Raw genomic sequence first — 26757 nt, forward strand, 5'->3', positions numbered from 1 at the left:
ACCACCTTACTTCTTCGAAATTTTGTACGCGATCCAGTCACTCAAACGCAGCATCGCCCACGACGCCACCCCCGCGAGCGGCAGCGCCACCAGCAGGATCAGTGGCGTCTGCAGCCACGGCGACAGATCAAACATCGCTGCCCTCGAGCCCGCGGCGGACCAGCAGAGCACGCGTGTCCTTGTCGCGGCCGCGGAAGGCGCGGTAGGCCTCGGCGTAGTCGCGCGCGGCACCAACCGAGAGCACCGTGTCCCGGAACCGCTGGCCGCTGTCCCGGTTGATACCGGATTCCTCGATGAACTGGTAGCCGTCGGCGTCCAACGCCTCCGCCCACAGGTAGGAGTAGTAGCCCGCCGAGTAGCCGCCCGCGAAGATGTGGTTAAACCACGTTGAGCGGTAGCGCGGCTCGAGGCCCTCCACATCCAGGCCAACCTTCTCGAGTGCGCGCTGCTCGAAGGCGTCAATGTCCTCGGGCACCTCGCCGTCGAGTGAGTGCCACGCCAGGTCAATCGCGCAGGCCGCCAGGTACTCCGCGGTGGCGAAGCCCTGCTCGAACGTCCGGGCCTGGCGCACCGCCTCCAGCAGCGCATCCGGGATGACCTCGCCGGTGTCCACGTGGCGCGCGTAGTTACGGATAATCTCCGGCGCGAACGCGTAGTTCTCGTTGATCTGGGAGGGGAACTCCACCCAGTCGCGCGGCACGTTGGTGCCGGAGAGCGTCGGGTAGCGCACGTTGGACAGCAGTCCGTGCAGCGCGTGGCCGAACTCGTGGAAGACGGTCGTGACCTCGTCGATCGTGAGTAGGTCGGAGGTTAGCGACATCACGTTGACCATTACTGGCTTCGTGCCGGTCAGCGTCGATTGGTCCACAAAGGAGCTCATCCACGCTCCCCCGCGTTTCGACGTCCGCGCCCTGTAATCCGTCAGCAGCAGGCCAATGCCGGTGCCGTCTTCCTCTTTGACCTCCCACACCTGGACGTCGTCGCGGTAGCCGTGCAGGTCCTCGCGCTGGGTAACCGTGATGCCGTAGAGCAGGTTCGCGGCGTAGAAAACGCCGTCGCGCAGCACCTGCTGCAGCGGGAAGTACTTGCGCAGCTCCGCGTCGTTGACCGCGAAGGCCTCCTCCCTGCGGCGTGCCTCCCAGTACGGCCAATCCGCGCCGTCCAGTTCCATCCCGGCCAGCTCGCCTGCGAGCTTGCGTTCCGCGGCGGCGTTCGACGCGGCCGCGGGCGCGAGGTCACTGATGAGCTTGCGAGCCGCGGCAGCGCTACCCGCGGTTTCCTCCGCGATGACGTAATCGGCATGCGTGTCGAAGCCGAGCAGCTTCGCGCGCTCCTGGCGCAGCCGCACCGACTCGACCACGAGCGCACTGTTGGTGTCACGGCCGCGCTGGCGGGAGGCGTCGAACAGCTTGTGGCGCGCGCTGCTGGACTCGAGCTCGGCCTGCAGCGACTGGGTCGTCGGCAGCTCGATCGGCACGACGTAGGCGTCTGGGTTGTCTGGGTCCTCTGCGTCGCGGTAGGCGGCGAGCTGCTCCTCGCTCAAGCCCGCCAGCTCGTCGCGGGTCATGCGCACCGCGAGCTTCGTCGTGTCCGCGAGTAGGTTGCGGCCGAACTGCTCGGAAAGCTCCGAGAGGCGCTGATTCAGCTCGCGCAGGCGCTGTTTGCCTGCCTCGTCGAGCTCCGCGCCACGGCGGGTGAACCGGCGCAGCAGCAGGTCGTAGAGGCGGCGCGACTCCTCGTCCGCCGGGGCCTCCACCGCACGCAGGCGGCCATAAAGCTCTTGGTTCTGGTAGATCGCGTCCGTGTGCGCAGACAGGCGCGGCACGATCGCGTCCGCCACCTCGTCGAACTCAGGCGAACCGTCGGTGCCCTGCAGGTTGAAAAACCATGCCAAGACTCGCTCTAAGTCGCTGCCCGCGCGCTCCAGCGCCTCGACGGTGTTCTCCCACGTCGGGGTCTCCTCAGTACAGATGCGGGCGATTTCTTCTTCATGCAGCACAAGCGCCCGCTCAAAGGCGGGCAGCACATGCTCGAGACGGATCGCCTGAAAATCAGGCAGCCCGTAAGGCAGTTCGGACGGGTGCAACAACGGATTGTCAGTCATAGCGCCCCATCCTACTTGGAGCGCAAGTTAGGCCGACTTACGACCAATCACCAGGAAGGTCGGGCGCGATTCGTGTCCCTGTGGCGTGCCGAACTCCTCGTCGATCTTGGTAATCTCCGGCAGCTCAACGACCTCGACGTCCTCCAGGCCAGCGGCGCGGAAGACCTCTGCGTATGCCTCCGGGGAGTCGGCCGTCGCCAACGGCAGCTCCTCGAGTACGTCGTCGGTGTAGGTCAGCACGAAAGAGTCCGGGCCGTTATCGGAGATGACCTGCGTTTCCTTCGAGATCCCGTTCGGGAACCAGGTCGCGTCCGCTGCGATGATCAGACCGCCAGGCTTCAGCGCCTCGGCCCACCCACGGATCGCCTCCGTCGGCTCGCGCAGCGTCCACAGCAGGTAGCGGCTGACAACGACGTCGAAGTCGTAGAAGGACGAGGGCAGGTCCGTCACGTCGACCTCGGCAAACAGTGGGGTGTTGATGCCTTCCTCCTGGCGGAGCTCCGCTTCGTCGCGGGCCTCATCGAGCATTGGTTCGCACGCATCCACGCCGACGACCGCGTAGCCGAGCTCCGCAATGATGTGCGCAATGTAGCCGTCACCCGTGCCCATGTCCAACACGCGAACCGCGTCCTGCGGCATGTAGCGCTTGAAGATGTCAGTCCACGCTGCGCGGTCTGCCTTGGCGCGCTCTGCTGTCCTGTGTTCGCGGTGGTATGCCTCAGCCCGGCCTGCCCAGTACTCGGTGATGCGTGCTTGGGTATCTGTCATTTGGGACAACTCATTCCTACAGAAGAAAGACAATAATCACTCACTAGCATAAGTCACCTTCGGCAGCTCGTCGAGGAACTTGGCGGAAGCGTTTAGACTGGCCTGTCATGGACGTCACCATCACCTGCCCCGCCGGCGCGATCACCGGCACCGCCACCACAGCCACCCGCGAGTTCTACTCCATCCCCTACTCGCGTATCGACGTCCCTTTCAATCCCCCACGCCCCGCCCCCGAGGGTCATCTCATCGACGCCACCACGCCGCACCCAGACACCATCGGGCTGAGCATCACCACCCCGGCGACGGCGCGGGCCCTCGACGACTACCCGGTGATGGTCTATCTGCACGGCGGCCGCTTCGAGGAAGGCAACCACTGTGAGACCACCTCCCAGCCGGAGGCGTTCGCGAAGCAAGGCGTCGTGCAGGTGCGGGTGGGGTACCGTCGAAAATTCCCTGGACTGCTCCCCTTCACCAATGACACGTCGTTCCGCGCGGTGGAGGACTGCCAGGAGGCGCTGCGGTGGGTGCTGCGCAACATCGAGCACTTCGGCGGCGACCCAACCAACGTCACGCTGGTCGGGCACTCGGCGGGGGCGGCGCTGGCGCTCTGGTTGGCGCGCCGCGACCACTACCAGGGAGCGTTCCGGCGCGTGCTGGCGCTGTCCCCCGCGTTTCCGCGCGTGCCCTTTGCGCAGCGCAAGTGGGCGGCGCGCGGGGCGCTCGGCACGCCGCTGACGCGCCTCGACCTCAACTGGTTGGCCGAGCGCCGCCCGGACGCCATCGAGCGCGCCTACCAGCGCTTCCGCACCCAGTACTTCCACGACATCGCGCTTGGCCCGGCACCCTTCGAGCCTGCGGAGCTCGCCGAGGTACCAATCGTGGTCACCTCCACCCGCGAGGAGTTCCACCAGTCCGGCGAGGGCTTCAACGCCTTTGGCGCCACGTTCATCCGCTGCTTCGGCCGATTCTTCGGCGCCAAAAGCGCGGCAGCCCGGCGCAACTACATCGAGGCCGCACGAACCACGGACCCCGGCAAACTCGCGGGGAGGTTCTTCTCGGACGCGTTGATCCGCCGCTGGGTCAACGCCGCCTGCGAGCACGGCCCCGCCGACATCCGCCAGATCGAGTTCTGCGCAGATACGCCACTTGGCCACAGCTACGAGCTGGACACGCTGTTCGGGGAACCCACAACGCGCATCGGTCAACTTGTCTACAGCTACATCAGCAGCGGGCAGGCCGACTGGCCCACCTACCGCCCGGGCCGAAACGTCCTGCGCGCCTCGCTCAGCGCGGACACCACGACCGTCGTGGAGGATCCGCTGCGCAGCGTTCGGGAGGCGTTCAACCAGTAAGTCAGCGCCCGGCGCGCTCCAGCACAGCGCGCAGCCGCTTATCCGCCAGCTCTTCGACCAGCCACGGCGAAAACGCGAACGGGGTCGCGTCCGCCGCGCGAACAACGTCGGCGGGGTCCGCCCAGTGCAACGAGTCCACCTCGTCCGGGTTCGGGTCCACAGCCTCGTGGCCCGGCGCCAGGCGCGCGGAGTACACCGGGCAGACTTCGTACTCAACGATGCCGGAGGAATCCACCGCACGGTAGCGGAACTCCGGCAGCACCGGCGTCACGTCCAGCACAGCCCCCTCCGGCAAGCGCAGTTCCTCGACCGAGCGGCGCAGGATCGCCGCCGACACGTCCTCGCCGGGGCCGGGGTGGCCGCAAAAGGAGTTCGTCCACACTCCGGGCCACGTCTTCTTCCCCAACGCGCGCCGGGTGAGCAGCAGCTGGCCATCCTCGTTGAACAGCCAGCAGGAAAACGCCAGGTGCAGCGGGGTGTCCCCGGTGTGAACTGCGGCCTTGTCCGCGGAGCCGATCGGCGCGCCGTCTTCACTGAGCAGGATTACTTCTTCGCGCATTAGTTATTCAGGTTCCCCTTGAACTTCACGTTGCCGATCGTAAACTCCGCATCCCACAGGCCATCCGGGGTCACGTCGAAGGCATACTTCGCGTTCGTGGTTGCCCCCGGACCCAGCGGGCGGTCCACGCCGAGGATGTCCACCCCTGCCTGCTCGGCGCTGATCGGGTTGGCGTCGACAAACTTGTTGTTGCCGGTGTTGTAGCGCAGCTTCGGCTTGAGCACGTCAACGGGCATTGGCACGTCGCTCTTGTTCGTCACTGCCACGACGATAATGCTGCCGGCGCCGGTGCCGTAGCTGCTGCCCTGCCACTTGTAGGACAGCTCCATCTTCGGGTCGTCGACGCGCTCGCCGGTGATCTCCGTGGAGGTCACCGGGTCCACCTGCTCTTGGTGGAACTCCGGCTGTGGGGCGCCAGTGGGCGTCGTCACCTCGATGTCAGTGGATGTTGCGGTGTCATCCTCAGACACGCACCCGCCCAGCGTGAGAGTAGTAACGAGCAGCAAGACCGCAGCTGACAGTGTGTGGTGGCGCATCGGTGCCCTTTCATATGGTTCAAGCGAAAACAATTGGTCACTATTGTACGAGTTTCACCCGGCCGCGCTACGCTGGGCCACCTATGCAATCTCTCACCCGTGTTTTACAAAGCGCTTCCGCCCTGTGGCCGTTCTACCTCGCCATCGTCATCATCTCGACGGTTGTTGCAGGCCTCGGGCTGATTTCTCCCTTCATCGTGCGCGAGGCCACCGACACAATTGTCGACGCCATCAACGAGTCAGCCAACGCGCCCGCCGACCCAGTGCGCACCGTCCTGTGGCTCGCGTTCGCGCTGTTTATTGCGACCTCGCTCAGCGGGCTGGCGAAAAATGTCTCCGGCTACCTCGGCGACGTCATGGCGGCGAGGATCCGGCAGATCCTGTCCACCCGCTACTTCGCCAAGCTGCTGTCGCTGCCGCAGCGCTACTTCGACACCCAGGTCACCGGCACCATCATTGCCAGGCTGGATCGTTCGATTGCCTCGGTGACACAGTTCATCCAGTCTTTCTCCAACAACTTCTTGCCGATGATCATCCAGATCATCGCCATCCTCATCATCACCTCCTTTTATTACTGGCCGCTGACCCTGCTGCTGCTGGCGCTCTTCCCCATCTACACGTGGCTGACGGCGCTGACCTCGAAGCGGTGGCAGAAGTGGGAGGCGGAGAAGAACGCGCAGATCGACGAAGCGAACGGGCGCTTCGCGGAGGTCGTCGGCCAGGTCAAGGTGACCAAGTCATACGTGGCGGAGGTCCGTGAGCTGGACAAGTTCGGCAACCACTACAACAACACGGTGAGCATCACCCGCCCGCAGTCGCGCTGGTGGCACTCCATGGACGCCCTGCGCGGGCTGGCGATGTCGCTGATTTTCATGGGGATCTACATGATCCTGTTCGTGCGCACCATCCAGGGCCACTTCAGTATCGGCGACATGGTCATGCTCATCCAGCTGGTCACCATGGCCCGTCAGCCGGTGATGATGCTGAGCTGGATCGTCGACAGTGCCCAGCGCGCCGTCGCCGGTTCCCGTGACTACTTCCAGGTCATGGACGAGGAGGTGGAGCCCACCGCGAACCGCGAGCTCGTCGCCGCGACCCAGACCTCAGGTGTGCCGGAGCTCACCGTTGTAAAGCACCGCCCGCTGCCAGTCCACGAGCCCGTCGTGGAGTTCGACTCAGTCACCTTCGAGTACGAGCCAGGCGAGCCCGTCATCCACGACATGAGCTTTCGCGCCCACGCTGGAGAGAAGGTCGCCCTGGTTGGTGAGTCCGGCGGTGGCAAGTCCACCATCGTGAACCTGCTGCTGGGCCTCTACCCCATCCAGGAAGGCACCCTGAAGGTGTGCGGGCAGGATCTGGCGGAGCTGGGCGTCGAAAAGCTGCGCGCGACCACGGGCGTGGTGTTCCAGGAGGCGGCGCTGTTCTCGGGCACGGTGTTTGAGAACATCGCCTACGGTAAGCCGGACGCGACGATGGACGAGGTGGTCGCGGTGGCTAAGCGCGCCAACGCGCACGACTTCATCATGAAGTTCACCGAAGGCTACGACACCGTCATCGGCGAGCGCGGCCTGCGCCTGTCCGGCGGGCAGCGCCAGCGCGTCGCCGTCGCGCGTGCGATGCTGAAGGACGCGCCGATTCTTGATTCTCGACGAAGCCACCTCCGCCCTCGACACGAAGGCGGAGCGCGCCGTGCAGGCAGGACTCGACGCGCTGATGGAGGACCGCACCACCATCATGATCGCACACCGACTATCCACCATCGCGGATGTCGATACCATTATCACCCTGCGCGACGGCCGCATCGACGAAATTGGCACCCCTGCGGAGCTTGCGGTCTCCGGCGGTATTTATTCAGAGCTGCTACGGCTCACCGCGTCCTCCTCGGCGGCGGATCGTGCCAGGTTACAGGCCTTCGGCTTCCACACCGACGACAGCGAGGAGGAGTAGCAACCTCGCGGGCCTGTGGCGTGTGAGGGTGGCCTGACTACAGTCGTGGGACATGAAGTTCCCAGACCTTTCCACCCTCCGCGACCGCCGTACCCGCAAGTGGACCGTGCACGACGAGCACGTGCTGCCACTGTTTATCGCCGAAAGCGACTTCCCCACCGCCCCACCCGTCAAAGCTGCGGTGCTCGACGCCGTCGAACGCGAATGCCTCGGCTACACGCCCGCACCTCGCGCGCAGTGCCTGGCAAAGAACGTCTCCGAGTTTTACGCCCAGCGCTACGGCTGGCGGCCGGACCCTGCACGCATCTTTACTGTCCCCGACGTGGTGCGCGGCGTGCTGCTTGCGATCGAGCACTTCACCGAAGGCGACGTCATCGTGCCCGTGCCGGCGTACTTCCCCTTCCTCGAGATCGCCTCAACCGCGGGGCGCAATCGCGTGGACGTCGGCAGCGAGGGCGGCCTGGACCTGGCAGAGGTCGAGGAGGCGTTTCGCAACGGTGCCGGCTCCATTATCGTGACCAACCCGATGAACCCGTGGGGCTACATCTTCAGCCGCGAGGAGCTGAACGCGATCTGCGACATCGCGCGCCGCTACGGGGGCCGCGTCATCGTTGACGAGATCCACGCCCCGATCGTCTACGAGGGCAGCCACGTGTGCGCCGCCGAGCACAACCCGGACGTGTGCATCACGATCACGGCGACGTCGAAGGCCTGGAACGTGGCAGGCCTGAAGTGCGCGCAGATGCTCTTCTCCAACGATGAGGACGTGGCTACCTGGAACGCGCTGTCCGACATCACAAAGGAAGGCACGGGCACGCTGGGCATCGTGGCTGCGGAGGCCTGCTACGGGCAGGGCACCGAGTACCTAGACCAGCAGGTCGAGCAGCTGCGGGCGAACCGCGACTGGCTCGTCGAGGAGCTGCCGAAGCAGATCCCCGGCATCACCTTCCCCGTCCCGGAGGCGACCTACCTGCTGTTGGTGGACTTTTCCGGCACGAAGCTCACCACCGAGACCCCGGCCGAATGGCTCTTGGAACACGCGGGCGTGGCGCTCAACGAGGGCACCAGCTTCGGGCCCGGCGGCGCGCACAAGGCGCGCCTCAACTTCGCCACCTCGCCCGAGATCCTGCAGGAAGCCGTCCGGCGCATGGCTGAGGCAATCAAGCTACTGTGAGGAAGCATGAACGAAAACGACAAACTTCCTACCCCGCAGGCCACCGACTTCTCCACTCCCACCCCGGCCGCCGAGCCGTGGGAGCGCCCTGACCCGGAGTGGTACAAGGACGCAGTATTTTACGAGGTGCTGGTCCGCGCTTTCTTCGACCCGAACGGCACCGGCTCCGGCACCCTACAGGGCCTGGAGTCCAAGCTGGACTACCTGCAGTGGCTCGGCGTCGACTGCCTCTGGATCCCACCGTTCTACGATTCGCCGTTGAAGGACGGCGGCTACGACATCCGGGATTTCCGCAAGGTGCTGCCGGAGTTCGGCACGGTGGAAGACTTCGTCTCCCTTATCGACGCCGCCCACCGTCGCGGGATCCGCATCATCACAGACTTTCCGATCAACCACACCTCCGACCAGCACCCCTGGTTCCAGGAGTCTCGCCGCGACCCGTCGGGCCCGTACGGGGATTACTACGTGTGGTCGGATGACCCGGAGAAGTATGCCGGGACCCGCATCATCTTCATTGACACCGAGGAGTCCAACTGGACGTTCGACCCGGTGCGCAAGCAGTACTTCTGGCACCGCTTCTTCTCCCATCAGCCTGACCTGAACTACGACAACCCGGCGGTCCAGCAGGAGATTTTGGACGTCATCCGCTTCTGGCTGGATCTGGGGATGGACGGCATCCGCCTCGACGCCATCCCGTACCTCTTCGAGCGCGAGGGTACCTCCTCGGAGAACCTGCCGGAGACGCACGAGTTCATTAAGAAGGTCCGCGCGTTGTTCGACGAGGAGTACCCGGGCCGCTTCCTGCTCGCGGAGGCGAACCAGCTCCCGGAGGAGGTCGTCGCCTACTTCGGTGAGGGCGAGGGTGACGAGTGCCAGATGGCGTTCCACTTCCCGGTCATGCCGCGCATTTTCATGGGGATTCGCCAGGAGCTGGCGCAGCCGATCGTCGATATCCTGCGCGAGACGCCGCCGATTCCGGAGTCCGCGCAGTGGGGCATGTTCCTGCGCAACCACGACGAGCTCACGCTGGAGATGGTGACGGACCAGGAGCGCGAGTTCATGTACCAGAACTACGCGTTCGAGCCGCGGATGCGCGCCAACGTGGGCATCCGCAGGCGCCTTGCCCCGCTGCTGGGTGGGCACCGCGGGCGCCTGCAGCTGGCGCACGCGCTGCTGCTGTCCCTGCCCGGTTCGCCGTTTTTGTACTACGGCGACGAGATCGGGATGGGCGACAACATCTGGCTGCCTGACCGCGACGGTGTGCGCACCCCGATGCAGTGGTCGAACGACCGCAACGGTGGCTTTTCCAAGGCGGATCCGGAGCGGCTCTACCTGCCGCCGGTGCGCAACGACCAGTACGGCTACGACATTGTCAACGTGGAATCCCAGATGAAGCTGGAGAACTCGCTGCTGCAGTGGGTGCGCCAGATGATCATGATCCGCAAGCAGTACCGCGCGTTCGGCCGAGGCTCCTACATCGAGGTGGATCACGCAAACCCGCAGGTGTTGGCGTTTATCCGCGAGTATGAGGGCGAGCGAATCCTGTGCGTGCACAACATGTCTTCGCGCCCGCAGGCCGTCGAGATGGACCTGTCGCACTACAACGGCGTGGTGCCCCGTGAGCTGACCGGCGGTGAGGAGTTCCCGGCCATCGGTGAGCTGCCGTGGCTGAGCACACTCGCGCCTCATGGCTTCTTCTGGTTCGATATCTCCTAACATTGGTCACATGATTGATATTGCTGCGCAGCGCTTCTACGGCGCGAAGTCCGAGCCAGTCGACGCCATCGACGTCGTCGCCGCGGAAGATGTCACCTCCCCAACCACCGGTGAGCGCTTCACCTGGCAGATTCTCGCGGTGCACCACGGCGGCACAGTCGACCACTACCAAGTGTTTGTCGACGCCACCGGCACCCCCGACGTCCTGCACACCCCCGAGGGCGCCGAGGCCTACCTGGCTAACGTCGCATCCTTCGGCGCGGTAGAGGGCGCCATCGACTCCGCCGGCGCGCGCCCGCTCGGTGCCGAGCAATCGAATACCTCGCTGGTGGTCGGCGAGCACATCGTGAAGGTATTCCGCCGCCTCGAGGACGGGCTGAACCCGGACGTGGAGCTGCTGAGCCAGATCGCGGACTGCCCCGCGGTCGCCGCGGTGCGCGGCTACGCTACCCGCGACGGCCAGACCCTTGCGATGCAGCAGGACTGCATTGTGGGCGGCACCGACGGCTTCGTGCTCGCCACAGGCGGCACGCTCGACACCAGCGACACCAAGGCGCTCGGCACGGCGATCCGCCAGGTGCACACCGCGCTCGCCGAGGCCTTCCCCACCGAGACCGCCAGCCCGTCGTCCCTGCGCACACGGCTCACGCACCACTTGGACTCCTACATCCAGCGCGCGCCGGTGCTCGAGCAGTACCGCGAGCGCATCCTGAAGCTCTACTCGCTTCTCGACGCCAGCTCCGCCGCCACCGCCGCTCCGACGCTGACCACGCAGCGCGTCCACGGCGACCTCCACCTTGGACAGACGCTGAAGACGGATTCCCAGTGGTTCCTCATCGACTTCGAGGGCGAGCCAGCCCGTCCGCTGCAGGAGCGCCGTCTGCCGGATCACCCGCTGCGGGACGTAGCTGGGATGATCCGCTCCTACGGGTACGCCGCGGCTGTGGGCGGGTTTGACGCTGCCTGGGAGCGGGAGCACGTCGAAAAGCTGTTGGAGGGTTACGGCACTGCCCCCGCGAGCGAGGACCCGGTTCTTGCAGCGTACGTGGTGGATAAGGCTGCGTACGAGGTGGTGTACGAGGCGAACAACCGCCCAGATTGGGTGGAGATTCCGTTGAGGGCGATCGAAACACTCGTATAAACGTCTCACAGAATGGAAAAGATTTCCCATTTTTTCGCTGTGTGTTGTACTGTGTGGCAATGGACCATACACAGAACGCTCAAACGGGCACGAAACAGGGGAACTCCACCCAGGCGGTCGTCGTCACCGCGCTGGCACTGTTTTCCATGTTCTTCGGTGCCGGCAACCTGATTTTCCCACCAATCCTGGCCGTCCAGGCAGGCGATAACTTCTGGCCTGCCATCCTCGGCTTCCTCAGCACCGGCGCGCTGCTGCCGGTGCTGGCGGTCATCGCTATTGCACTGTCCGGCACGAACGTGCGCGACCTCGCGCAGCGCGCAGGCAGCATCTTCGGTGTTATCTTCCCGGTACTCGCCTACCTGTCCATCGGCGCGTTCTACGCGCTGCCACGTACCGGCGCGGTGTCGATGGAAACGGCCATCACCCCGCTGTTCGGTGTGTCCGGCCTGTTCGCCTCGGGCGTGTTCAACGTCATCTTCTTCGGCATTGCCCTGGCGCTGAGCTGGAACCCGAACACCATCATGGAAAAGCTCGGTAAGTTCCTCACTCCGGCGCTGGTGATCCTGCTGATCGTGATGATCGCCGTTTCACTGTTCCGCTGGGACGTAGAGCCTTCCGCCCCTTCGGAACACTACCAGTCCGGCCCGTACCCGACCGGCCTGCTGGAGGGCTACCTGACGATGGACTCCATCGCCGCGCTGGCCTTCTCCATTGTTGTGATTTCCACGCTGCGTTCGAAGGGCTTCCCTGAGGGCAAAAAGCTGGTCAACGGCACCATCGCAGCTGGCGTTGGTGCGGGCGCGCTGCTGGCACTCATCTACGTCGGGCTGGGCATGATCGGTCGCGTGATGCCGGACTCCGACCAGTTCGATAACGGCGCAGGCCTGCTGGCTGAAGCCTCCAACCTGACGATGGGCCAGGCGGGCCAGGTCATCTTCTCACTGATCGTGCTGCTGGCCTGCCTGACCACCGCAGTCGGCCTAATCACCGCGACCGCAGAGTACTTCTCCACTGAGTTTGGCGGCGCCTACCGCACGTGGGCAGTCATCTTCACCATCGCCTCGATGGTCATCGCGACCCAGGGCCTGGACTTCGTGATGACGATTGCCGCACCGGTCATCGGCTTCCTGTACCCGCCGGCCATTGCCTTGATCTTCGTCACCCTGGTCGAGCCAGCGTTCAAGCGCCGCCTGACCTTCCGCTGGGCGTTCTTCCTGCCGATTCTGGGTTGCTGTGGTCTGGTCCGCAATCGAGACCTTCATTTCCCTGGACTGGGGCGCCGACGCCTTGCGTCCGCTGGTGACGTGGGCTCCGCTCGACTCCGCGGGCCTCGGCTGGGTCCTGCCGGTGGTCGTCGCGTTCGTCATTGGCCTGGTCGTGGACCTGGCCCGCCCGAAGCAACACGCGGAGGACGTCAACGCGTAGTGTGGGGCCATGTCTACCCCACTCTCACTGATTGATTTTTGCACCAGATACTCCGGCGAGTCCGTCGCCGACGCAATGCAGCGTTCCGTTGCATTCGCGCAGAAGGCGGAATCGCTGGAGTATTCGCGTATTTGGTACTCCGAGCACCACAACATGCACAGCATTGTCTCCTCGGTGCCCGCGGTGCTCATTGCCCACATCGGGGCGAAAACCGAGCGCATTCGGCTCGGCGCGGGTGGCGTGATGCTGCCGAACCACTCGCCGTACGTGGTTGCGGAGCAGTTCGGGATGCTCGAGGAGCTCTACCCGAACCGTATTGATCTCGGGCTTGGCCGCGCCCCGGGCACCGACCAGCAAACGCTCGGCCGGGCGCTGCGGCGCGACCCGCGGGCGGCCGAGCACTTCCCGGAAGACGTGCTCGAGCTACAGGCGTGGTTGAGCGACAACTCCCCGCTGGCCGGGGTGACCGCCGTGCCGGGCGCAGGCACCAACGTGCCGCTGTATATCCTCGGCTCCTCCATGTTCGGGGCGTCGCTCGCAGCGAAGCTCGGCCTTCCGTACTCGTTTGCCTCCCACTTCGCGCCCAACATGCTGGAGCAGGCCACGGTGTATTACAAGGAGAACTACGAGCCGTCCGAGCGCTACCCGGAGCCCTACTGCATCGCGGCCGTAAACGTCACCGCCGCGGACACCGCCGAGGACGCCGAGCGCCAGACCCACCTGGTGCACCGCAACCGGGTGCGCGCCATGATCGGCCGCCGCGGCACCATGCTCAACGACGAGCAGCTCGACGAGGTTGTGCGCTCCCCACAGGGCCAACAGATTATTGGCATGCTGCGCTACACCGCGGCCGGTACCGGTGATCAGGTCCGCGACTACCTCACCGACTTCGCCGCCACCGCGCACGCGGACGAGTTGATGATTTCGCTGCAGGCCCCAACGCATGAAGAGGCGCTGCGTTCGATGGAAATTCTCGCAGGAGTCTGGGACCGCTAGACTCTACACTCATGCATTTCAGCACCCTGTCGCGCGGGCTGGTGGCGTCCGCGCTCGGCGCCACGCTCGGACTGAGCCTCGCTGCATGTGGTCCCGCGACGCCCAGGGAGGATGTGGTCGTCGCAACGCAAGGGCCCCCTGCGGGCCTCGACTTCACCTCCATCGGCGGTGCCGCCGCACCCCAGGCGCTGATGGGCAACATCTACGAGACGCTCGTGCGTATTGACGCCAACGGCGAGCCACAGCCGTGGTTGGCGACCTCGTGGCGCGTAAGCGACGACGGCACCGTCTACACCTTCGACCTGCGCGAGGGCGTGACCTTTTCCGACGACTCCCCCTTCGACGCCAGCGACGCCGTCTTCTCCATCAACTATGTGAAGGAATCCTGGGTCAACGGCATCAAGGAGAATATGGACCCGGTCGCATCCGCGCGCGCGGTGGACCCGCGCACGCTCGAGGTAACGCTGAAGGCACCGAGCGAGCAGTGGCTGTGGTCCATGGGCACGATGACGGGTGCGATGATGACGCCCGACTCCGTGGGAAGGCTCGCTCGAAACCCGTTGGGCACCGGGCCGTACACGCTGCGCTCGTTTGAGCCCGGCCACTCGATTGCCTTCGACCCGCGGCCCGATTACTGGGGCACAAAGCCGCAAAGCGGGGCCATGATCCGCTACTTCGGCGACGCCATCGCCGCGGTGAACGCGCTGCGCGTCGGCGATGTGGACGTCGTGTGGGCGATGCAGGCGCCGCAGCTCCTCGACGCCCTGCCAGACGACATCACCACTGCGGTCGGTACCACCAACGGCGAGGTGATCTTCAGCATGAACAACAAGGCTGCACCCTTCGACGACGTCACCGTGCGGCGCGCCGCCGCCTACGCGATCGACCGTGACGCGCTCAACGCGGTGGTCTACAACGGGCTTGCCACCGACACCGGCGGCGCCCCCGTCCCACCAACCGACCCATGGTTTACCGGCACCAACTACTACCCCTTCGACCCGGACAAGGCGCGGGAGCTGCTCGCCGGACGCACCCCTGAGGTCACCATCGAGGTGCCCAGCCTGCCGTACGCCCAGACCGCCAGCGAGCTCATCTACTCCCAGCTTCGCAGCGTCGGCTTCCGCGTCACGCTGCACACCGTCGAGTTCCCGGCGGTGTGGCTGAACAAGGTGCACAAGCAGCACGACTATCAGGCGTCGATTATCTCGCACGTGGAGCCGCGCGACATGGTGCACATGTTCGGCAACCCGGACTACTACTTCGGCTACGACTCCGCGCACGCCCGCGAGCTCATGGCGCAGGGCGACCTGCGGGCCGCGGTGGACACCATCATGGCGGATGCCGGGGCGCTCACCCTGGTTAACGCGCCGAACATCGTGCTCTACGCGCCGGGCGTGCACGGGCTTGACCCGAACGTGGTCACCGATTCCCTGCCACTGAACGAGGTGCGCCGATGAAACACGTTGCATCAACGCTGCTGCGGCTGCTCGCGCTGCTCGCCGCGGCCAGCGTGGTGATTTTCCTGCTGCTGCGCGCCATCCCGGGCGACCCGGCGCGCATCGCGCTTGGGCTCAACGCCTCGGATGAAGCGGTGGCGGAGCTGTCGCACACGTTAGGGACGGACCGCCCGCTGGTGGCCCAATACGTGAGCTGGATTGTCGCGATGCTGCGCGGTGACTTCGGGGTGTCGCTGGCCAGCGGCGCGGACCTGGGTCCGGTGATCTGGCAGCGCGCGGGGGTCTCGCTGGTGTTGGCGGTGGCTGCGATGGTGTTGTCGCTGGCCATCGCGCTTCCTGTCGGGATCTGGCTGGCGCGGCGAAACAGTGCGGTGCTGTCCGGGCTGACGCAGCTGGGCATGGCGGTGCCGAGCTTCGTTGTCGGCATTGTGGCCGTGGCGGTGTTCTCGGTGCGTTTGGGCTGGTTGCCTGCCAACGGGTGGGGCACGGCTGCGCACGCGGTGTTGCCGGTGCTGTCGCTGACCGCCGTGCAGACGGCGATCCTGGCGAGGTATATCCGCACCGCGGTTTCCGAGGAGCTCGAGCGCGACTACGTGCGCACCGCGCGCTCTACCGGTGCGAGCATGACGCAGGTGGTGCGCGAGCACGTGCTTCGCAACGCCGCGCTGCCGGTGCTCACGGTGGTGGGGATCCAGCTGTCCGCGCTGGTGGTCAGCGCCGTGGTTGTGGAGCAAGTCTTCGCCATCCCCGGCCTTGGCTCTTTCCTGCTGGACTCGGTGCGCAACCGCGATATCACAGCGGTGCAGTCCACGATGATGCTGCTGGTGGCGTTTACGCTACTGGTCAACGCGCTCGTGGACATCGCCTACGGGGTCGTTGACCCGCGTGTCAGGAGGGCGAAGTGAACCCGAAACGAATAGCTGGGTGGATAACGCTGGGGGCCATCGTGTTCGTGGCGGTGCTCTCCCTAGTGTGGACGCCCTACGACCCGCTGCAGGCCATGCCGGCGCAGCGCCTCGCCGCACCAAGCGCTACGCACTTGCTCGGCACCGACGAGCTGGGCCGCGATCTACTCTCGCGCATCATGATGGGCGCGCGCTACACCGTTGCTGCGAGCGCAGGTGCCGCCGCGCTCTCCCTGCTCGTGGGCGTGCCACTCGGGGTGCTCGCGGGCATGCGACGCTCCTGGACGGAGCGCGCCGTCATGGGCGGCAGCGACGTGCTCATGGCGTTTCCGGCGCTGCTGCTGGCCATCGCGTTGACCGCTGCATTCGGCGCCAGCATGTGGATCGTGGTGCTCGCCCTTGGCATCGCGGGTATCCCCGGGTTCGTTCGGGTCTCGCGGGTAGCCACGCTTCGCGTGATGTCCCAGGACTACATCCTGGCCGCGCGCCTGAACAAGGTGCCTGGGATTATGGTGGCGTGGCGCCACGTGCTGCCGAACATCCTGCCGGTGGTCATCACCCAGATCGCGGTGGCGTTTTCCATGGCGGTGCTGGCCGAGTCGGGCCTGTCCTTCCTCGGTTTCGGTGTGCAGGCGCCCTTTGCGTCCTGGGGCCGGATGCTGCAGGCCAGCCAGCCTTACCTGGCCACAGCCCCGCACCTTGCGCTGTGGCCGGCGCTGGCCATCGCGCTGACGATTCTCGCGTGCAACGTAGCAGGAGGCCACCGTGATCAACGTTTCTAACCTCCGCATCGAGGGCCTGCTGCACGGCATCAGTTTCACGCTCGAGCGCGGCCAGCGCCTCGGCATCATCGGCGAGTCCGGGTCCGGCAAGTCACTCACGGCGCTGTCCATCATGGGGCTCACGGACCTCCCCGCGGAAGGCTCCATCACCGTCGACGGCGTCGAAATGATCGGCACCTCCGAGCGGACCCGCCGCCGCGTGCGCGGCTCTCGCGTCGCAATGGTCTTCCAAGAACCCATGACGGCACTCGACCCGCTCAAGAAGATCGGCAAGGTCGTGCCGCGGCACCTGCTGCAGGAAGTCGGCGTCGACCGCCCCGAGGCTTACCCGCACGAGCTCTCCGGCGGGCAGCGCCAGCGCGTGCTCATCGCGCTTGCCCTCGCCGGCGACCCCGATTTCTTGCTTTGCGACGAGCCCACCACCGCCCTTGACGTCACCGTCCAACGCCAGATCCTGGACCTCATCGACGCCGTGGTCCGCCGCCGCGGCATGGGGCTGCTGTTCATCTCCCACGACATGCCGGTGGTCAGGCACATGACGCAGGAAGTTCTGGTGTTTCGCGCTGGGTCGATCGAGCCGACGGACAGCGCCTACTCGCGCAAACTGCTCAACCCGACGCTGCCCACGCTCGCGACTGCGCCACGCGAGGTAGGCGCGCCCGTGGTCACGCTTCGCGACGTCTCCGTCACCCGCGGCACCACCAAAGCACTACGCAACGTGAACCTGGAGGTCCGCCGGGGCGAGCGCATCGGCATCGTGGGCGGTTCTGGCTCCGGCAAGACCACCCTCCTGCACGTCATCGCGGGCTTGCGCGGCGTCGACTCCGGGGAGGTCCGCATCAACGGCGGCTGCCAGATGGTGTTCCAGGACCCCTACTCTTCCCTGGACCCGCGGATGCGGGTCGGGGCGTCGGTGGAGGAGGCGGGCGTCGATACGCGGCGGGCCCGCGAGGTGCTTGCCGCGGTGGGCCTCGAGGGCACCGAGCGACGCTTGCCCCGCGAGTTCTCCGGCGGGCAGCGCCAGCGCATCTCTATCGCGCGCGCGACCGCCGCCACCCCCGATATCCTGCTTGCGGACGAGCCCGTCTCCGCCCTCGACGCCACCCTGCGTAACCAGGTGCTCACCCTGCTCGACGAGCTCGCCTCCACCCTCGTGTTCGTCTCCCACGACCTCGGCGTGGTGCGCGCGCTGTGCCCTCGCACGATCGTGATGCACGAGGGCGAAATCGTGGAGGAGGGCCGCACGCAGGACGTCCTGCGTAATCCGCAGCACGAATACACGCGGCGCCTCATCGACAGCATGTTTTAGGCGCTACTGTGGGTGGGTATGAAGATCGTAGTAGTTGGTTCCATTAACGCAGACCTCACCGTCAACGTTGCCCGCCACCCTAACCCGGGCGAAACCCTACTGGGCGAAGGCGGCGGGCTCACCGCCGGAGGCAAGGGCGCCAACCAGGCGTGCGCAGCCGCGAAGCTGGGCGCGCATGTGGCGCTAGTCGGCGCGGTTGGTAAGGACTCGAACGCGGCACCGGCGCTCGCGCTCCTGGAGGTCGCGGGTGTGGACCTCACCCACGTCGAGCAGAAAGAGGAGGTCACCGGCCTTGCTGTGATCACCGTGGCCGCCGATGGCGAGAACACCGTCCTGGTCGTGCCCGGCGCGAACGCCGAGGTGGACGCGAACCACGTTGAGCGCCACGTCGCCGCCATCGAGGACGCCTCACTCGTGTTGCTGCAGGGCGAGATCCCCGCGGACGGCTTCGCCAAGGCGGTCGAGCTGGCGCAGGCCCACGGTGCGCGCGTCGTGGTCAACCTTGCCCCCGTCGTGGAGGTGGACCGCGCAGCACTGCTCGCCGCCGACCCGCTGCTCGCCAACGAGCACGAGGCCGGCCTCATCCTCGAGCAGCTCGGCGTCTCCCCGCAGGAGCCCCCGGAGCAGCTGGCCCAGCAGCTTCTCGACGCCGGCTTCGCCTCCGTCGTGCTCACCCTCGGTGCGGCCGGGGCGCTCATCGCCGACGCGGATGGGTTGCGCCCGGTGGCCACGCCTCGGGTGGAGGCCGTCGACACGGTTGGCGCTGGTGACGCGTTCGCGGGCGCGCTGTGCCACCGCCTGGTTGAGGGCGACACCCTGGACGAGGCCGCGAAGGTCGCGGCGAAGGTCGGCGCGATCGCTGTAACGAAGCCCGGCGCGCAGCCCTCCTACCCGAGCGCCGTCGAGCTAGACGCCTACGATTTCTAACAGCGCACCCAGCACGGTCTCGCCGTGTCTGCGCAACCCGTCGTGCTGCATCTGGTCGTTTTCCCACACGTTGATGCCGAGTGCCTCGGCGGTCTCGAGGGAGAACTGGCGCGGCACGTACATATCCTGCGTATAGACGGCCGCCGCGGTCCGAATCCCGTGGTCGGCTGCGTTGAACCCTGCAGCCCCGGCGTAAAGGTTGGGCCAATCGTCCTTGGCCGCCAGCTCGTGCGCTGCCTGTTTGAAGGGGCGCAGCGCCGGGTCCTCGTCGAATTGGAACGGGAAGACGTGCTCGCCGGTGAGCAACCCTTCGCCGGCGCCGAAGCCGGGAGTGCGCTCGGCGACGCGCTGCGCCGACCACGCGGTCGCACCCGGTACGGTACCGCCGTAGATGGATTCGTGGATCACCCCGTAGAGCGGGCCAGACTCGTAGCTGACCAGCGCGCCGATCTGCGCAAGCACGTCCGTGCGCATCGCACCATTCGGGTGGAAGGGGGCCTCGAGCAGCGCCGCGATCGTGCCTGCGCCGCCCTCCTGCCCCAACAGCGTGCCGATGGTCCGGAAACGCCGCGCGCTCAGCCGCTCCCCGGTTGGCAGGAACTCCTCGCGCTGCTCGAGGTGCTCGCACACCTCCGCGATGCGCTCCTGCGCCCACGGCACTGCCTCGAAGAGCTCCTCGTGGCGGGCCCGCACGGTGGCGAACGTCGCCTCGTACACCTCGTCCACGCCCCTGCTGATCGAGGGCAACCCACCCGTAAACAGCGCCGCACGCAGCGAGTCCGGGTAGCGCAGCATGTAGTGCACCAGGCAGAACCCGCCGAAGGACTGGCCCAGCACGTCCCACTGCGCCAGCCCCAGCGTGCGGCGCAGCGCTTCCGCGTCGTCCACGATGACGTCGGCGCGAAGACGGGTGAAGTCGATGGTGGCGTCGCCAAGCATGGCGCGATCGATGCGGGAGGAGCGGCCCGTGCCGCGCTGATCCAGCAGCACCACCTGGTAGCCGCGCTTGGTGGCGTACTCGATCCACTCGAAGCGCTCGCGTGGGCTCGGGAAACCTGGGCCGCCCTGGAGGAAGAGCAGCGCCGGCGCGTCCTTCGCGGTCGTGGCGCTGCGCACGATGCGCGCGAACAGCTGCACCCCCTCGCGCTCGAAGGGGACATCAACGCAGTGGAGAGAGGAAGCAAACAGAGACATGGCCCTCATGCTATACCCCCACTAGCATTGGGAGCCGTGACGCAACCACTGTTTTTTCATTCCCAGCACAATCCGGCCCACGGAGGCATCCCAGTTGTTGCCCCGTGGTTCGCACAGACCCTCGGCGAGCAGATGCACGGCTGGGCAACCAGCCTCGAGTGGCAACACGACGGCGACACGATGCGCGTGAGCCACGACAACTTCCACCTCGTCTTCCGCAGCCAGCTTGACGACGCCCGCTCGCGCTTCGAACTGACCATCACCAACGGGGCGACCACCCCGCGGCCCGTCCAGATCGCGCTGCACCCCTACTGGGCCTGCGACGCGGCAACCGCGGAGCTCTCGGGTGCCCAAGGCTCCCGCTTCCTCGACAAAACCGACGGCGAGTTGAAGACGGTGGAGGGCCCGCTGCGCTTCGGCAACGAAACCGACGCCGTGATTGCCGGAGCGACCAGCGCCGTCCTCCGCGACGCCACGCGCGAGCTCACGTTTACCTGCACCGGCACCGACCACCTCGTGGTGTGGAACCCCGGCCCCGACGTCTGCCGCGACGCCGAGGACCTCGGCGACGACGACTGGGCGCACTTCGTGTGCGTGGAGCCAGCGCTGCTCGGCGAAGACCGCCGCGGCGTGACCCTGATCCCGGGTGCTTCCGCGAGCATCGCGCTGGAGGTCGCCGTTGCAGCCCTACCCTGAGTACCACCTCCTCGCCGCTGAACGGCCGTGGTGGCGCGCGCTCATAGAGGCGCTGCTGCTCGTAGCGTTCTTCCTCACGCTGACGCTGGCTGCCTTCTTCTTCCTGGACGCCACCGGCGACATGGAATCTCAGCTGGCCATCGTGCTCAGCCTTGCGCTGACGCTGCCGGCGGCGTTCCTCGCAGCACGGGTGGCCGGACGCGATCCGGCGCTGCTCGTCAGCGTGGCGGGCCGCGTGCGCTGGCCAATCGTGCTTCGCAGCAGCCTGGTCATGCTGGTACTGTTCGGCCTGACCACGCCGTGGGAAGACATCGACCTCACGCCAATCCTGCTGATGTACGTGCTCATCACGCCGTTTCAGGCGGCGTCGGAAGAGTTCATGTTCCGCGGCGCTATCCCCCAGATCGTCGGCACGTGGGTGCGCTCGCCGTGGGTGGCGTACGCGGTACCGGTCATCCCCTTCGTGGCGTTGCACGAGTACAACTGGATCGGACTTACCGACATCCTCGTGTTCACCATCTGCGTCTCCGCCCTTGTCTGGTACACCGGCGGACTCGAGGCCGCAGTGGTGATGCACGCGTTTAATAATATCTCTGTTTTCTTCATCGAACCCGACGCCAGCCCCACCGAGCTTGGGTGGGTTGACCTGGCGTTTTCTTCCGCATTCACCATCGGTACAACGCTGCTCCTCCTGGCTATCAACCGCCGAAAACGTCCGGACCCAACTAGCCATATCGTCCCGGATGCGGTTAACTAAGAGACTCACAATCTCAAGGAGCACCTCATGTCCAGCACCAATGCTGCACCCGCCTACCCCGACGACATGCACCCCGGACTCGTCCCCGGGATCAGCGTAGAAGAACAACGCAACCGATTCGGGGTGGACAAACTCGTCTTCGGTGTCACAGCGGTGCTCATCGTCGCGTTCATCATTTGGGGCATCGCCGCCCCAGACACCGTCGGCGAAGTCGCCGGCAACGCACTGAACTGGGGCATGTACAACTTCGGCTGGCTGTTTAACATCATCATGTCCGGCTGCGTCGTCCTGATGCTCGTCATCGCGTTCTCACGCTTCGGCACCATCAAGCTCGGCAAGGACGACGAGGAACCGGAGTACTCCTTCTTCTCCTGGATCGCCATGATGTTCGCGGCAGGTATTGGCGTCGGCATCTTCTTCTTCGGCCCCTCCGAACCCCTCAACCACTACATCACCCCACCACCGCTGACTGTCGACGCCGAAACCCCCGAAGCCCTGCACCAAGCCATGGCGCAGTCCCACTTCCACTGGGGCGTTTCGCCGTGGTCGGCCTACGCGCTCGTCGGCGGTGCACTCGCCTACTCGACGTATCGACGCGGCCGCGTCTCCCTCCTGTCCTCCATCTTCACCCCACTGACCAAGGGTGGGGCGACATGGACCAGCAAGATCGTCGACATCCTCGCGATCGTCGCCACCCTCTTCGGCACAGCGGCATCCCTCGGCGTTGCGTCCCTGCAGATCACCGAGGGCGTGTCCATCGTCGGCGGCATCGAAGTGTCCACCGGCGTGCTCATCGCCATCATCATGCTGCTGTCAACCGGCTTCATGATCTCCGCCGTCTCCGGCGTGTCCAAGGGCGTGCGCATCCTCTCCAACATCAACATCACCCTGACACTGGGCGCGATCTTCTTCGTGTTCGTCACCGGCCCGACCCTGTTCCTCACGAACCTGATCCCGTCCGGCACGATCGCGTACGTCGACAAGTACATGGACATGGCGTCCCGTTCGCTGACCTGGGGCACGGAAACCCTCGACTTCCAGTCGGCCTGGACCGCCTTCTACTGGGCATGGTGGATTGCGTGGACCCCGTTCGTCGGCATGTTCATCGCCCGCATCTCCCGCGGCCGCACGCTGCGACAGTTCGTCATCGTCACCATCGTCGTACCGACGACCGTGCTCATCCTCGCGTTCACCATCTTCGGCGGCACCACCATCTCCTTCAACCGGGACAACATCCCAGGTTTCGACGGCACCAGCTCCACCGAAAGCATCCTCTACGCCATGTTTGAGCAGCTACCGCTGTACAGCATCATCTCGGTGCTCCTGATCGTCATCCTCTCGATCTTCTTCATCACCTCTGCCGACTCCGCCTCCGTCGTCATGGGCACCATGTCCTCCAAGGGCGACCCGGCACCGAAGAAGCTCATCGTGTTGTTCTGGGGCGCCTGCATGATGGGCATCGCCGTCGTCATGCTGCTCACCGGCGGCGAAGACGCGCTGTCCGGCCTGCAGTCCCTGACCATTCTCTCCGCGCTGCCCTTCTCCGTCATCCTGATCTTCATCGGCATCGCCTTCCTGCGGGATCTCTCCACCGACCCACTCGCAATCCGCAACACCTACGCGCGCTCCGCAATGCGCGCCGCCGTCATCAAGGGCCTCGAAGAATACGGCGACGACTTCGAACTCACCGTCAACCAAGCCGACGAAGGCAAGGGCGCCGGCGCCGACTTCGACTCCACCGCCGCCCACGTCACCGACTGGTACCAGCGCACCAACGAGGACGGCGAAAACGTCGGCTACGACTACGAAACCGGCACCTGGGCCGACGGCTACGAAGCCGAAGACTCCGATTCTGAGTCTGAGTCTGAGTCTGGGTCTGGGTCCAAGAAGGACTAGCTCGGCAGGGCGCCGACCAGCTCGGCTCATCAGAGCCCTTTGCGCAAATGGGAGTAACAGGATTGTAGTAATCCGGATTTTGGGGAGCCGAAAAAGGGATTACTACCATCCTGTTACTACCTTTTAGGTTTTACGGCCGAGCCTCACCTCATCGATGCAGCACCCCGGGCAGCTTCAACATACCCGTGTGCAGCCCGAACGCGACAGCACCACCGATCAACACCGCCAAGATTCCGAGCACGATACCAACGATGTTGCCCGTCGAAGAGCCTGACATAGGTGCTGCCGTCGGTTTCGCTTGAACAGTCATTTTCGTTTCGTTGCCCGCAACATCACGAACCTTCACGACGTCCCCCGCACGCAACGGCCGCGACAACCGAAGACTCCACCTCTTTTTGCTATTCGCTTGCACAGGCGACTCGCCCTGACCTGTTACCGACACTGTTAGCCTCTGACCCGCATAGTCAGCGCCACCCCGGAGCTCTGTCAGCCCTTCAACGAGGGCGTCCAAAGTCGGTGCCTTCGTTGTCCGCGGGGCGGAACTTTCAACGCTCGATGGAGCAGGCCTAGTTGTTCGCGGCGCGGACGGTTTCGTGGTCGCGGTTGTCCGCGGGGCGGAACTTTCAGCGCTCGACGGAGCAGGCCTAGTTGTCCGCGGGGCGGACGGTTTGGTCGTTGCGGTTGTCCACGGCGTGGACTTCGGAGCCGGCCTCGTAGCCGACGGTTTCGTGGTCGTGGTCGTGGTTGTCCGCGGGGCAGACGGTTTGGTCGTTGCGGTTGTCCGCGGCGTGGACTTCGGTGCCGGCCTCGTAGCCGACGGTTTCGTGGTCGTGGTTGTCCGCGGGACGGACGGCTTGGTGGTCGTGGTTGTCCGCGGCGCGGAACTTTCAGCACTCGACGAAGCAGGCCTAGTTGTCCGCGGCGTGGACTTCGGTGCCGGCCTCGTAGCCGACGGTTTCGTGGTCGTGGTTGTCCGCGGGGCGGACGGTTTCGTGGACGTCGTGGACGTAGTTGTCCGCGGCGTGGAACTTTCAATGCTCGGCTGAACAGACGTAACAGACGTAGTTGTCCGCGGCGCGGACTGCTTCGTGGGAGTGGTTGTCCACGGCGCGGACGTCGTTGGCTTCGGCGGCACCACACTCGGCACTACACTCGGCGCATCACTCGGCGCCGAACTCGACGGCGTGGCCTCAGCCTCAGCTGCGGACACTGTCACAGCGACAGTAACCGTCTCGGTGGACTGGTCCGGGTAGGTAATCAAAACCGGGACGTCGTGGCGCCCGGCCTTTGTCCCGGCGGGCGGTGCGACAGTGAGGGAACCATCGGCGGACACGGTGACCCAATCTTGTGTGTGGGCGTCGCGGGCGAAGCTGATGTCGTCAGGCGCGGGACGACTTGTGGGGGCGAGTGTGGGTGACGGCGCCGTGGTGCGCTTCCCTGCTTCGACGGTGATTGGCTGCCATTCCGGCTGGTAGTCCTCGGCGAGTGGTTTGGCGCTGACTGAGAATTGTGCGGAGTCCACAATTTGGGACTCGAGCATCAATCGACCCTGGAAGGTGGCGCCGTCGGGGGTGTCGTCGGGGACGGTGAAGGTGCAGGTGTTGAGGTTGTCGTCGTTGCAGGCACCGACGATTTCGCCTCGCGCGTTGGTCCACTCGATGTCGGCGGACTGGCCAAGTGCGGAAACCATTTCTACGAAGGGGTGCACGTCGGCTCCAGGCGCGGCGCGGTGCAGGCCGGTGGAGGCGCTGAGGTGGAGGCGGGGGTCGGAGGCGTCGGGGACGAGGGCGAAGTGGACGCCGTCGGCGGCGAAGATGCCTTCCGCGCGGTACTGGGCCGCCGGGAGTACGGAGTGTTCGCCAGCGGGGCCAAACATCGGCACGGACCATCCCGAGTACGCCGGGAGCACCTGCTGCGTTGGCCCGGAGTGCTTCGAGCCCGCGACGACGAAGCCGTAGAGTGAGTCTTCGGTTACGCGTCCGCTGAATCGCACGGTGTAGTGGCCGTGCTCGACCTTGGCCATCACGGTTTCAGCGATCGCTTCGGGGTGTTCGCGCAAGAATGCTGCCTGTGCGCGGGAAAGCTCGGCAGGGTCTGCGACGTCGCCGGTGGCCTCGCTGAGCTTTTCGACGCCCTCTTCGCTCAAGCGGCTCATCACCACGTAGTGGCCGTCGCCATCTTGGCCTTCAGTTTTGCGTGGGAATCCGTCTTCCTGGTTGATACTGGACCAGTACACCGCGCCGGAGACTGAGTACTGTGGTCGATCTCCGGCGGGGCCGTGCTCGTCGAGTTGCCACTCAGCGCGCGGGCGGGCGAACGCGAAGGGGGCGTCGGCGGTGGCGGGTTGTTCGGAGGCGTAGATGTGGGCGTGCGTCAGTGCGGAGCCTTCGATGACTTTGGCGCCGAGTAATTCGTCGGTGTCGGGGCTCATGAATCCGACACCGGAACCTGGTCCCTGGCGCAGCGTGACCAGGGTGTTGCCGGCGGGCCCTTGCTGGTTGGGGCGCAGCCACAGCTTGTAGCGGGTCCGCTTGCCTCCAGATTCCGGGGCGAAGCGGTGCAGAGCGCCTTCGGAGTCGACCCAGTCGAGATTGTCGAAGACAAAGTAGCCTTCTCCCGGAGGGGTGCCGTCGGCAAGTGTGTGGGTGCTCGCAGTGAACACTGGCGACGCCGGGGACGTGTTGTCCATCCACTGCAGGTAGACGGTGTAGCCATTTCCGAGTCCCTGCTGTTGTGCATTCAGCGAGTAGGCGTCCGTAACCAGCACTGCGCGGCCCTGCACGACTCCCTGCACCTGCTGCTGCTCGATCTGCTCCAACGAGGTGACGCGGCCGGCGGCAATGGCGTCATTTTCAGTTTGTGCCTGCTCTACAGCGGGGTGCGGGTCTGCCGCGAGGACGGGCGTGGTGTTGAGCGCGAGTGAACAGATGATGGTTCCGGCGATCAGCGCACGTCGGCGGGCGGCGCGGGACGCTCCAATGTTTCGCATGAGGGGTGTCCTTTCGGAGGCAATACAATCGCCCTGATGCTACTTCAAAGTTTCTCGAAAACACGCATCCTAATTAGCCCGACAAAAACATATGAAACACGGTAGACAATTCCCCTGCCTGCACGTT

General features: G+C 65.5%; 20 protein-coding genes and 2 pseudogenes. 15 read left to right on the forward strand and 7 right to left on the reverse strand.

What is annotated here, in order from left to right; translation table 11 throughout:
• Window positions 1-6: 6 nt before the first annotated feature.
• The 3 genes from R0V12_RS03125 to R0V12_RS03135 are packed head-to-tail and all read right to left on the reverse strand — an operon-like array spanning window position 7 to window position 2872.
• Entirely contained in the window at window positions 7-135 is a 129-nt protein-coding gene (locus R0V12_RS03125) for a hypothetical protein (RefSeq protein ID WP_255364707.1), read from the reverse strand.
• On the reverse strand, window positions 128-2104 hold the full coding sequence (locus R0V12_RS03130) for a M3 family metallopeptidase (RefSeq protein WP_320072820.1): 1977 nt from the start codon (window positions 2102-2104) through the stop codon (window positions 128-130). Before R0V12_RS03130 ends, R0V12_RS03125 begins: the two co-directional genes overlap by 8 nt.
• Before the next feature lie 27 nt (window positions 2105-2131).
• Window positions 2132-2872: a class I SAM-dependent methyltransferase gene (locus R0V12_RS03135; protein WP_320072821.1), complete on the reverse strand. Its 741-nt coding sequence runs from the start codon at window positions 2870-2872 to the stop codon at window positions 2132-2134.
• A 107-nt stretch (window positions 2873-2979) separates the two neighbouring features.
• Here R0V12_RS03135 and R0V12_RS03140 point away from each other — a divergent pair, with 107 nt between their 5' ends.
• Window positions 2980-4224, forward strand: a complete 1245-nt coding sequence (locus R0V12_RS03140) for an alpha/beta fold hydrolase (protein ID WP_320072822.1) — start codon at window positions 2980-2982, stop codon at window positions 4222-4224.
• 1 nt (window position 4225) lies between these two features.
• Here R0V12_RS03140 and idi read toward each other — a convergent pair whose 3' ends face one another.
• Window positions 4226-4783, reverse strand: a complete 558-nt coding sequence (gene idi / locus R0V12_RS03145; protein WP_320072823.1) for an isopentenyl-diphosphate Delta-isomerase — start codon at window positions 4781-4783, stop codon at window positions 4226-4228.
• Window positions 4783-5319, reverse strand: a complete 537-nt coding sequence (locus tag R0V12_RS03150) for a hypothetical protein (protein WP_070362074.1) — start codon at window positions 5317-5319, stop codon at window positions 4783-4785. The genes idi and R0V12_RS03150 overlap by 1 nt, the downstream gene beginning before the upstream one ends.
• An 83-nt stretch (window positions 5320-5402) precedes the next feature.
• Here R0V12_RS03150 and R0V12_RS03155 point away from each other — a divergent pair.
• The 11 genes and pseudogenes from R0V12_RS03155 (at window position 5403) to R0V12_RS03205 (ending at window position 19098) form a co-directional block, all read left to right on the forward strand.
• Window positions 5403-7266 (forward strand): annotated as a pseudogene (locus R0V12_RS03155) (ABC transporter ATP-binding protein).
• 52 nt (window positions 7267-7318) lie between these two features.
• Window positions 7319-8440, forward strand: coding sequence for a MalY/PatB family protein (locus tag R0V12_RS03160; RefSeq protein WP_320072824.1), 1122 nt, complete (start codon window positions 7319-7321; stop codon window positions 8438-8440).
• 6 nt (window positions 8441-8446) lie between these two features.
• Window positions 8447-10156, forward strand: coding sequence for a maltose alpha-D-glucosyltransferase (gene treS, locus R0V12_RS03165; protein WP_070362071.1), 1710 nt, complete (start codon window positions 8447-8449; stop codon window positions 10154-10156).
• 10 nt (window positions 10157-10166) lie between these two features.
• Window positions 10167-11297: a phosphotransferase gene (locus tag R0V12_RS03170; RefSeq protein WP_256059856.1), complete on the forward strand. Its 1131-nt coding sequence runs from the start codon at window positions 10167-10169 to the stop codon at window positions 11295-11297.
• A gap of 59 nt (window positions 11298-11356) precedes the next feature.
• Window positions 11357-12722 (forward strand): annotated as a pseudogene (gene brnQ, locus R0V12_RS03175) (branched-chain amino acid transport system II carrier protein).
• A 9-nt stretch (window positions 12723-12731) separates the two neighbouring features.
• Entirely contained in the window at window positions 12732-13718 is a 987-nt protein-coding gene (locus tag R0V12_RS03180; RefSeq protein WP_070362069.1) for an LLM class flavin-dependent oxidoreductase, read from the forward strand.
• Between the two features lie 11 nt (window positions 13719-13729).
• Window positions 13730-15175 carry an ABC transporter substrate-binding protein gene (locus tag R0V12_RS03185; protein ID WP_256059858.1) on the forward strand — a complete coding sequence of 482 codons (1446 nt, stop codon included), beginning with the start codon at window positions 13730-13732 and terminating at the stop codon, window positions 15173-15175.
• Window positions 15172-16080: an ABC transporter permease gene (locus R0V12_RS03190; protein ID WP_320072825.1), complete on the forward strand. Its 909-nt coding sequence runs from the start codon at window positions 15172-15174 to the stop codon at window positions 16078-16080. Before R0V12_RS03185 ends, R0V12_RS03190 begins: the two co-directional genes overlap by 4 nt.
• The gene (locus R0V12_RS03195; protein WP_070478025.1) at window positions 16077-16862 is read left to right on the forward strand and encodes an ABC transporter permease; all 786 of its coding nucleotides are present in this window, start codon (window positions 16077-16079) and stop codon (window positions 16860-16862) included. The genes R0V12_RS03190 and R0V12_RS03195 overlap by 4 nt, the downstream gene beginning before the upstream one ends.
• Window positions 16846-18171 carry an ATP-binding cassette domain-containing protein gene (locus R0V12_RS03200; RefSeq protein ID WP_070478026.1) on the forward strand — a complete coding sequence of 442 codons (1326 nt, stop codon included), beginning with the start codon at window positions 16846-16848 and terminating at the stop codon, window positions 18169-18171. The genes R0V12_RS03195 and R0V12_RS03200 overlap by 17 nt, the downstream gene beginning before the upstream one ends.
• An 18-nt stretch (window positions 18172-18189) precedes the next feature.
• Window positions 18190-19098, forward strand: coding sequence for a ribokinase (locus R0V12_RS03205; RefSeq protein ID WP_070478027.1), 909 nt, complete (start codon window positions 18190-18192; stop codon window positions 19096-19098).
• On the opposite strand, the gene R0V12_RS03210 is transcribed toward R0V12_RS03205, so the two are convergent.
• A complete protein-coding gene (locus tag R0V12_RS03210) occupies window positions 19078-20292 on the reverse strand; it encodes an alpha/beta fold hydrolase (RefSeq protein ID WP_070478028.1) in 1215 nt (404 codons plus the stop codon). The genes R0V12_RS03205 and R0V12_RS03210 overlap by 21 nt on opposite strands.
• A gap of 36 nt (window positions 20293-20328) precedes the next feature.
• Here R0V12_RS03210 and R0V12_RS03215 point away from each other — a divergent pair, with 36 nt between their 5' ends.
• Genes R0V12_RS03215 through R0V12_RS03225 form a run of 3 tightly spaced genes read left to right on the forward strand, consistent with a single transcriptional unit; the run spans window position 20329 to window position 23641 of the window.
• Window positions 20329-20988 carry an aldose epimerase family protein gene (locus tag R0V12_RS03215; RefSeq protein WP_320072826.1) on the forward strand — a complete coding sequence of 220 codons (660 nt, stop codon included), beginning with the start codon at window positions 20329-20331 and terminating at the stop codon, window positions 20986-20988.
• On the forward strand, window positions 20972-21745 hold the full coding sequence (locus R0V12_RS03220) for a CPBP family intramembrane glutamic endopeptidase (protein ID WP_070478030.1): 774 nt from the start codon (window positions 20972-20974) through the stop codon (window positions 21743-21745). The genes R0V12_RS03215 and R0V12_RS03220 overlap by 17 nt, the downstream gene beginning before the upstream one ends.
• 27 nt (window positions 21746-21772) lie before the next feature.
• Window positions 21773-23641: a BCCT family transporter gene (locus R0V12_RS03225; protein ID WP_320072827.1), complete on the forward strand. Its 1869-nt coding sequence runs from the start codon at window positions 21773-21775 to the stop codon at window positions 23639-23641.
• Between the two features lie 148 nt (window positions 23642-23789).
• Here the strand turns inward: R0V12_RS03225 and R0V12_RS03230 are convergent, their stop codons facing one another.
• The gene (locus tag R0V12_RS03230; RefSeq protein ID WP_320072828.1) at window positions 23790-26630 is read right to left on the reverse strand and encodes a Rib/alpha-like domain-containing protein; all 2841 of its coding nucleotides are present in this window, start codon (window positions 26628-26630) and stop codon (window positions 23790-23792) included.
• Between the last annotated feature and the right edge of the window lie 127 nt (window positions 26631-26757).

This window comes from Corynebacterium sp. UMB2355A (assembly GCF_033877495.1).
In the GTDB taxonomy this organism is placed as follows: Bacteria; Actinomycetota; Actinomycetes; order Mycobacteriales; family Mycobacteriaceae; genus Corynebacterium; species Corynebacterium pseudogenitalium.

What these genes read in the sequence shown, in the direction of transcription:
- R0V12_RS03190 (WP_320072825.1), top strand. Translation starts at nt 15,172, where the DNA reads ATGAAACACGTTGCATCAACGCTGCTGCGGCTGCTCGCGCTGCTCGCC.
- R0V12_RS03205 (WP_070478027.1), top strand. Translation starts at nt 18,190, where the DNA reads ATGAAGATCGTAGTAGTTGGTTCCATTAACGCAGACCTCACCGTCAAC.
- R0V12_RS03125 (WP_255364707.1), bottom strand. Translation starts at nt 135, where the DNA reads ATGTTTGATCTGTCGCCGTGGCTGCAGACGCCACTGATCCTGCTGGTG.
- R0V12_RS03180 (WP_070362069.1), top strand. Translation starts at nt 12,732, where the DNA reads ATGTCTACCCCACTCTCACTGATTGATTTTTGCACCAGATACTCCGGC.
- R0V12_RS03210 (WP_070478028.1), bottom strand. Translation starts at nt 20,292, where the DNA reads ATGTCTCTGTTTGCTTCCTCTCTCCACTGCGTTGATGTCCCCTTCGAG.
- treS (WP_070362071.1), top strand. Translation starts at nt 8,447, where the DNA reads ATGAACGAAAACGACAAACTTCCTACCCCGCAGGCCACCGACTTCTCC.
- R0V12_RS03225 (WP_320072827.1), top strand. Translation starts at nt 21,773, where the DNA reads ATGTCCAGCACCAATGCTGCACCCGCCTACCCCGACGACATGCACCCC.
- R0V12_RS03185 (WP_256059858.1), top strand. Translation starts at nt 13,730, where the DNA reads ATGCATTTCAGCACCCTGTCGCGCGGGCTGGTGGCGTCCGCGCTCGGC.
- R0V12_RS03135 (WP_320072821.1), bottom strand. Translation starts at nt 2,872, where the DNA reads ATGACAGATACCCAAGCACGCATCACCGAGTACTGGGCAGGCCGGGCT.
- R0V12_RS03130 (WP_320072820.1), bottom strand. Translation starts at nt 2,104, where the DNA reads ATGACTGACAATCCGTTGTTGCACCCGTCCGAACTGCCTTACGGGCTG.
- R0V12_RS03140 (WP_320072822.1), top strand. Translation starts at nt 2,980, where the DNA reads ATGGACGTCACCATCACCTGCCCCGCCGGCGCGATCACCGGCACCGCC.
- R0V12_RS03150 (WP_070362074.1), bottom strand. Translation starts at nt 5,319, where the DNA reads ATGCGCCACCACACACTGTCAGCTGCGGTCTTGCTGCTCGTTACTACT.
- R0V12_RS03170 (WP_256059856.1), top strand. Translation starts at nt 10,167, where the DNA reads ATGATTGATATTGCTGCGCAGCGCTTCTACGGCGCGAAGTCCGAGCCA.
- idi (WP_320072823.1), bottom strand. Translation starts at nt 4,783, where the DNA reads ATGCGCGAAGAAGTAATCCTGCTCAGTGAAGACGGCGCGCCGATCGGC.
- R0V12_RS03230 (WP_320072828.1), bottom strand. Translation starts at nt 26,630, where the DNA reads ATGCGAAACATTGGAGCGTCCCGCGCCGCCCGCCGACGTGCGCTGATC.
- R0V12_RS03160 (WP_320072824.1), top strand. Translation starts at nt 7,319, where the DNA reads ATGAAGTTCCCAGACCTTTCCACCCTCCGCGACCGCCGTACCCGCAAG.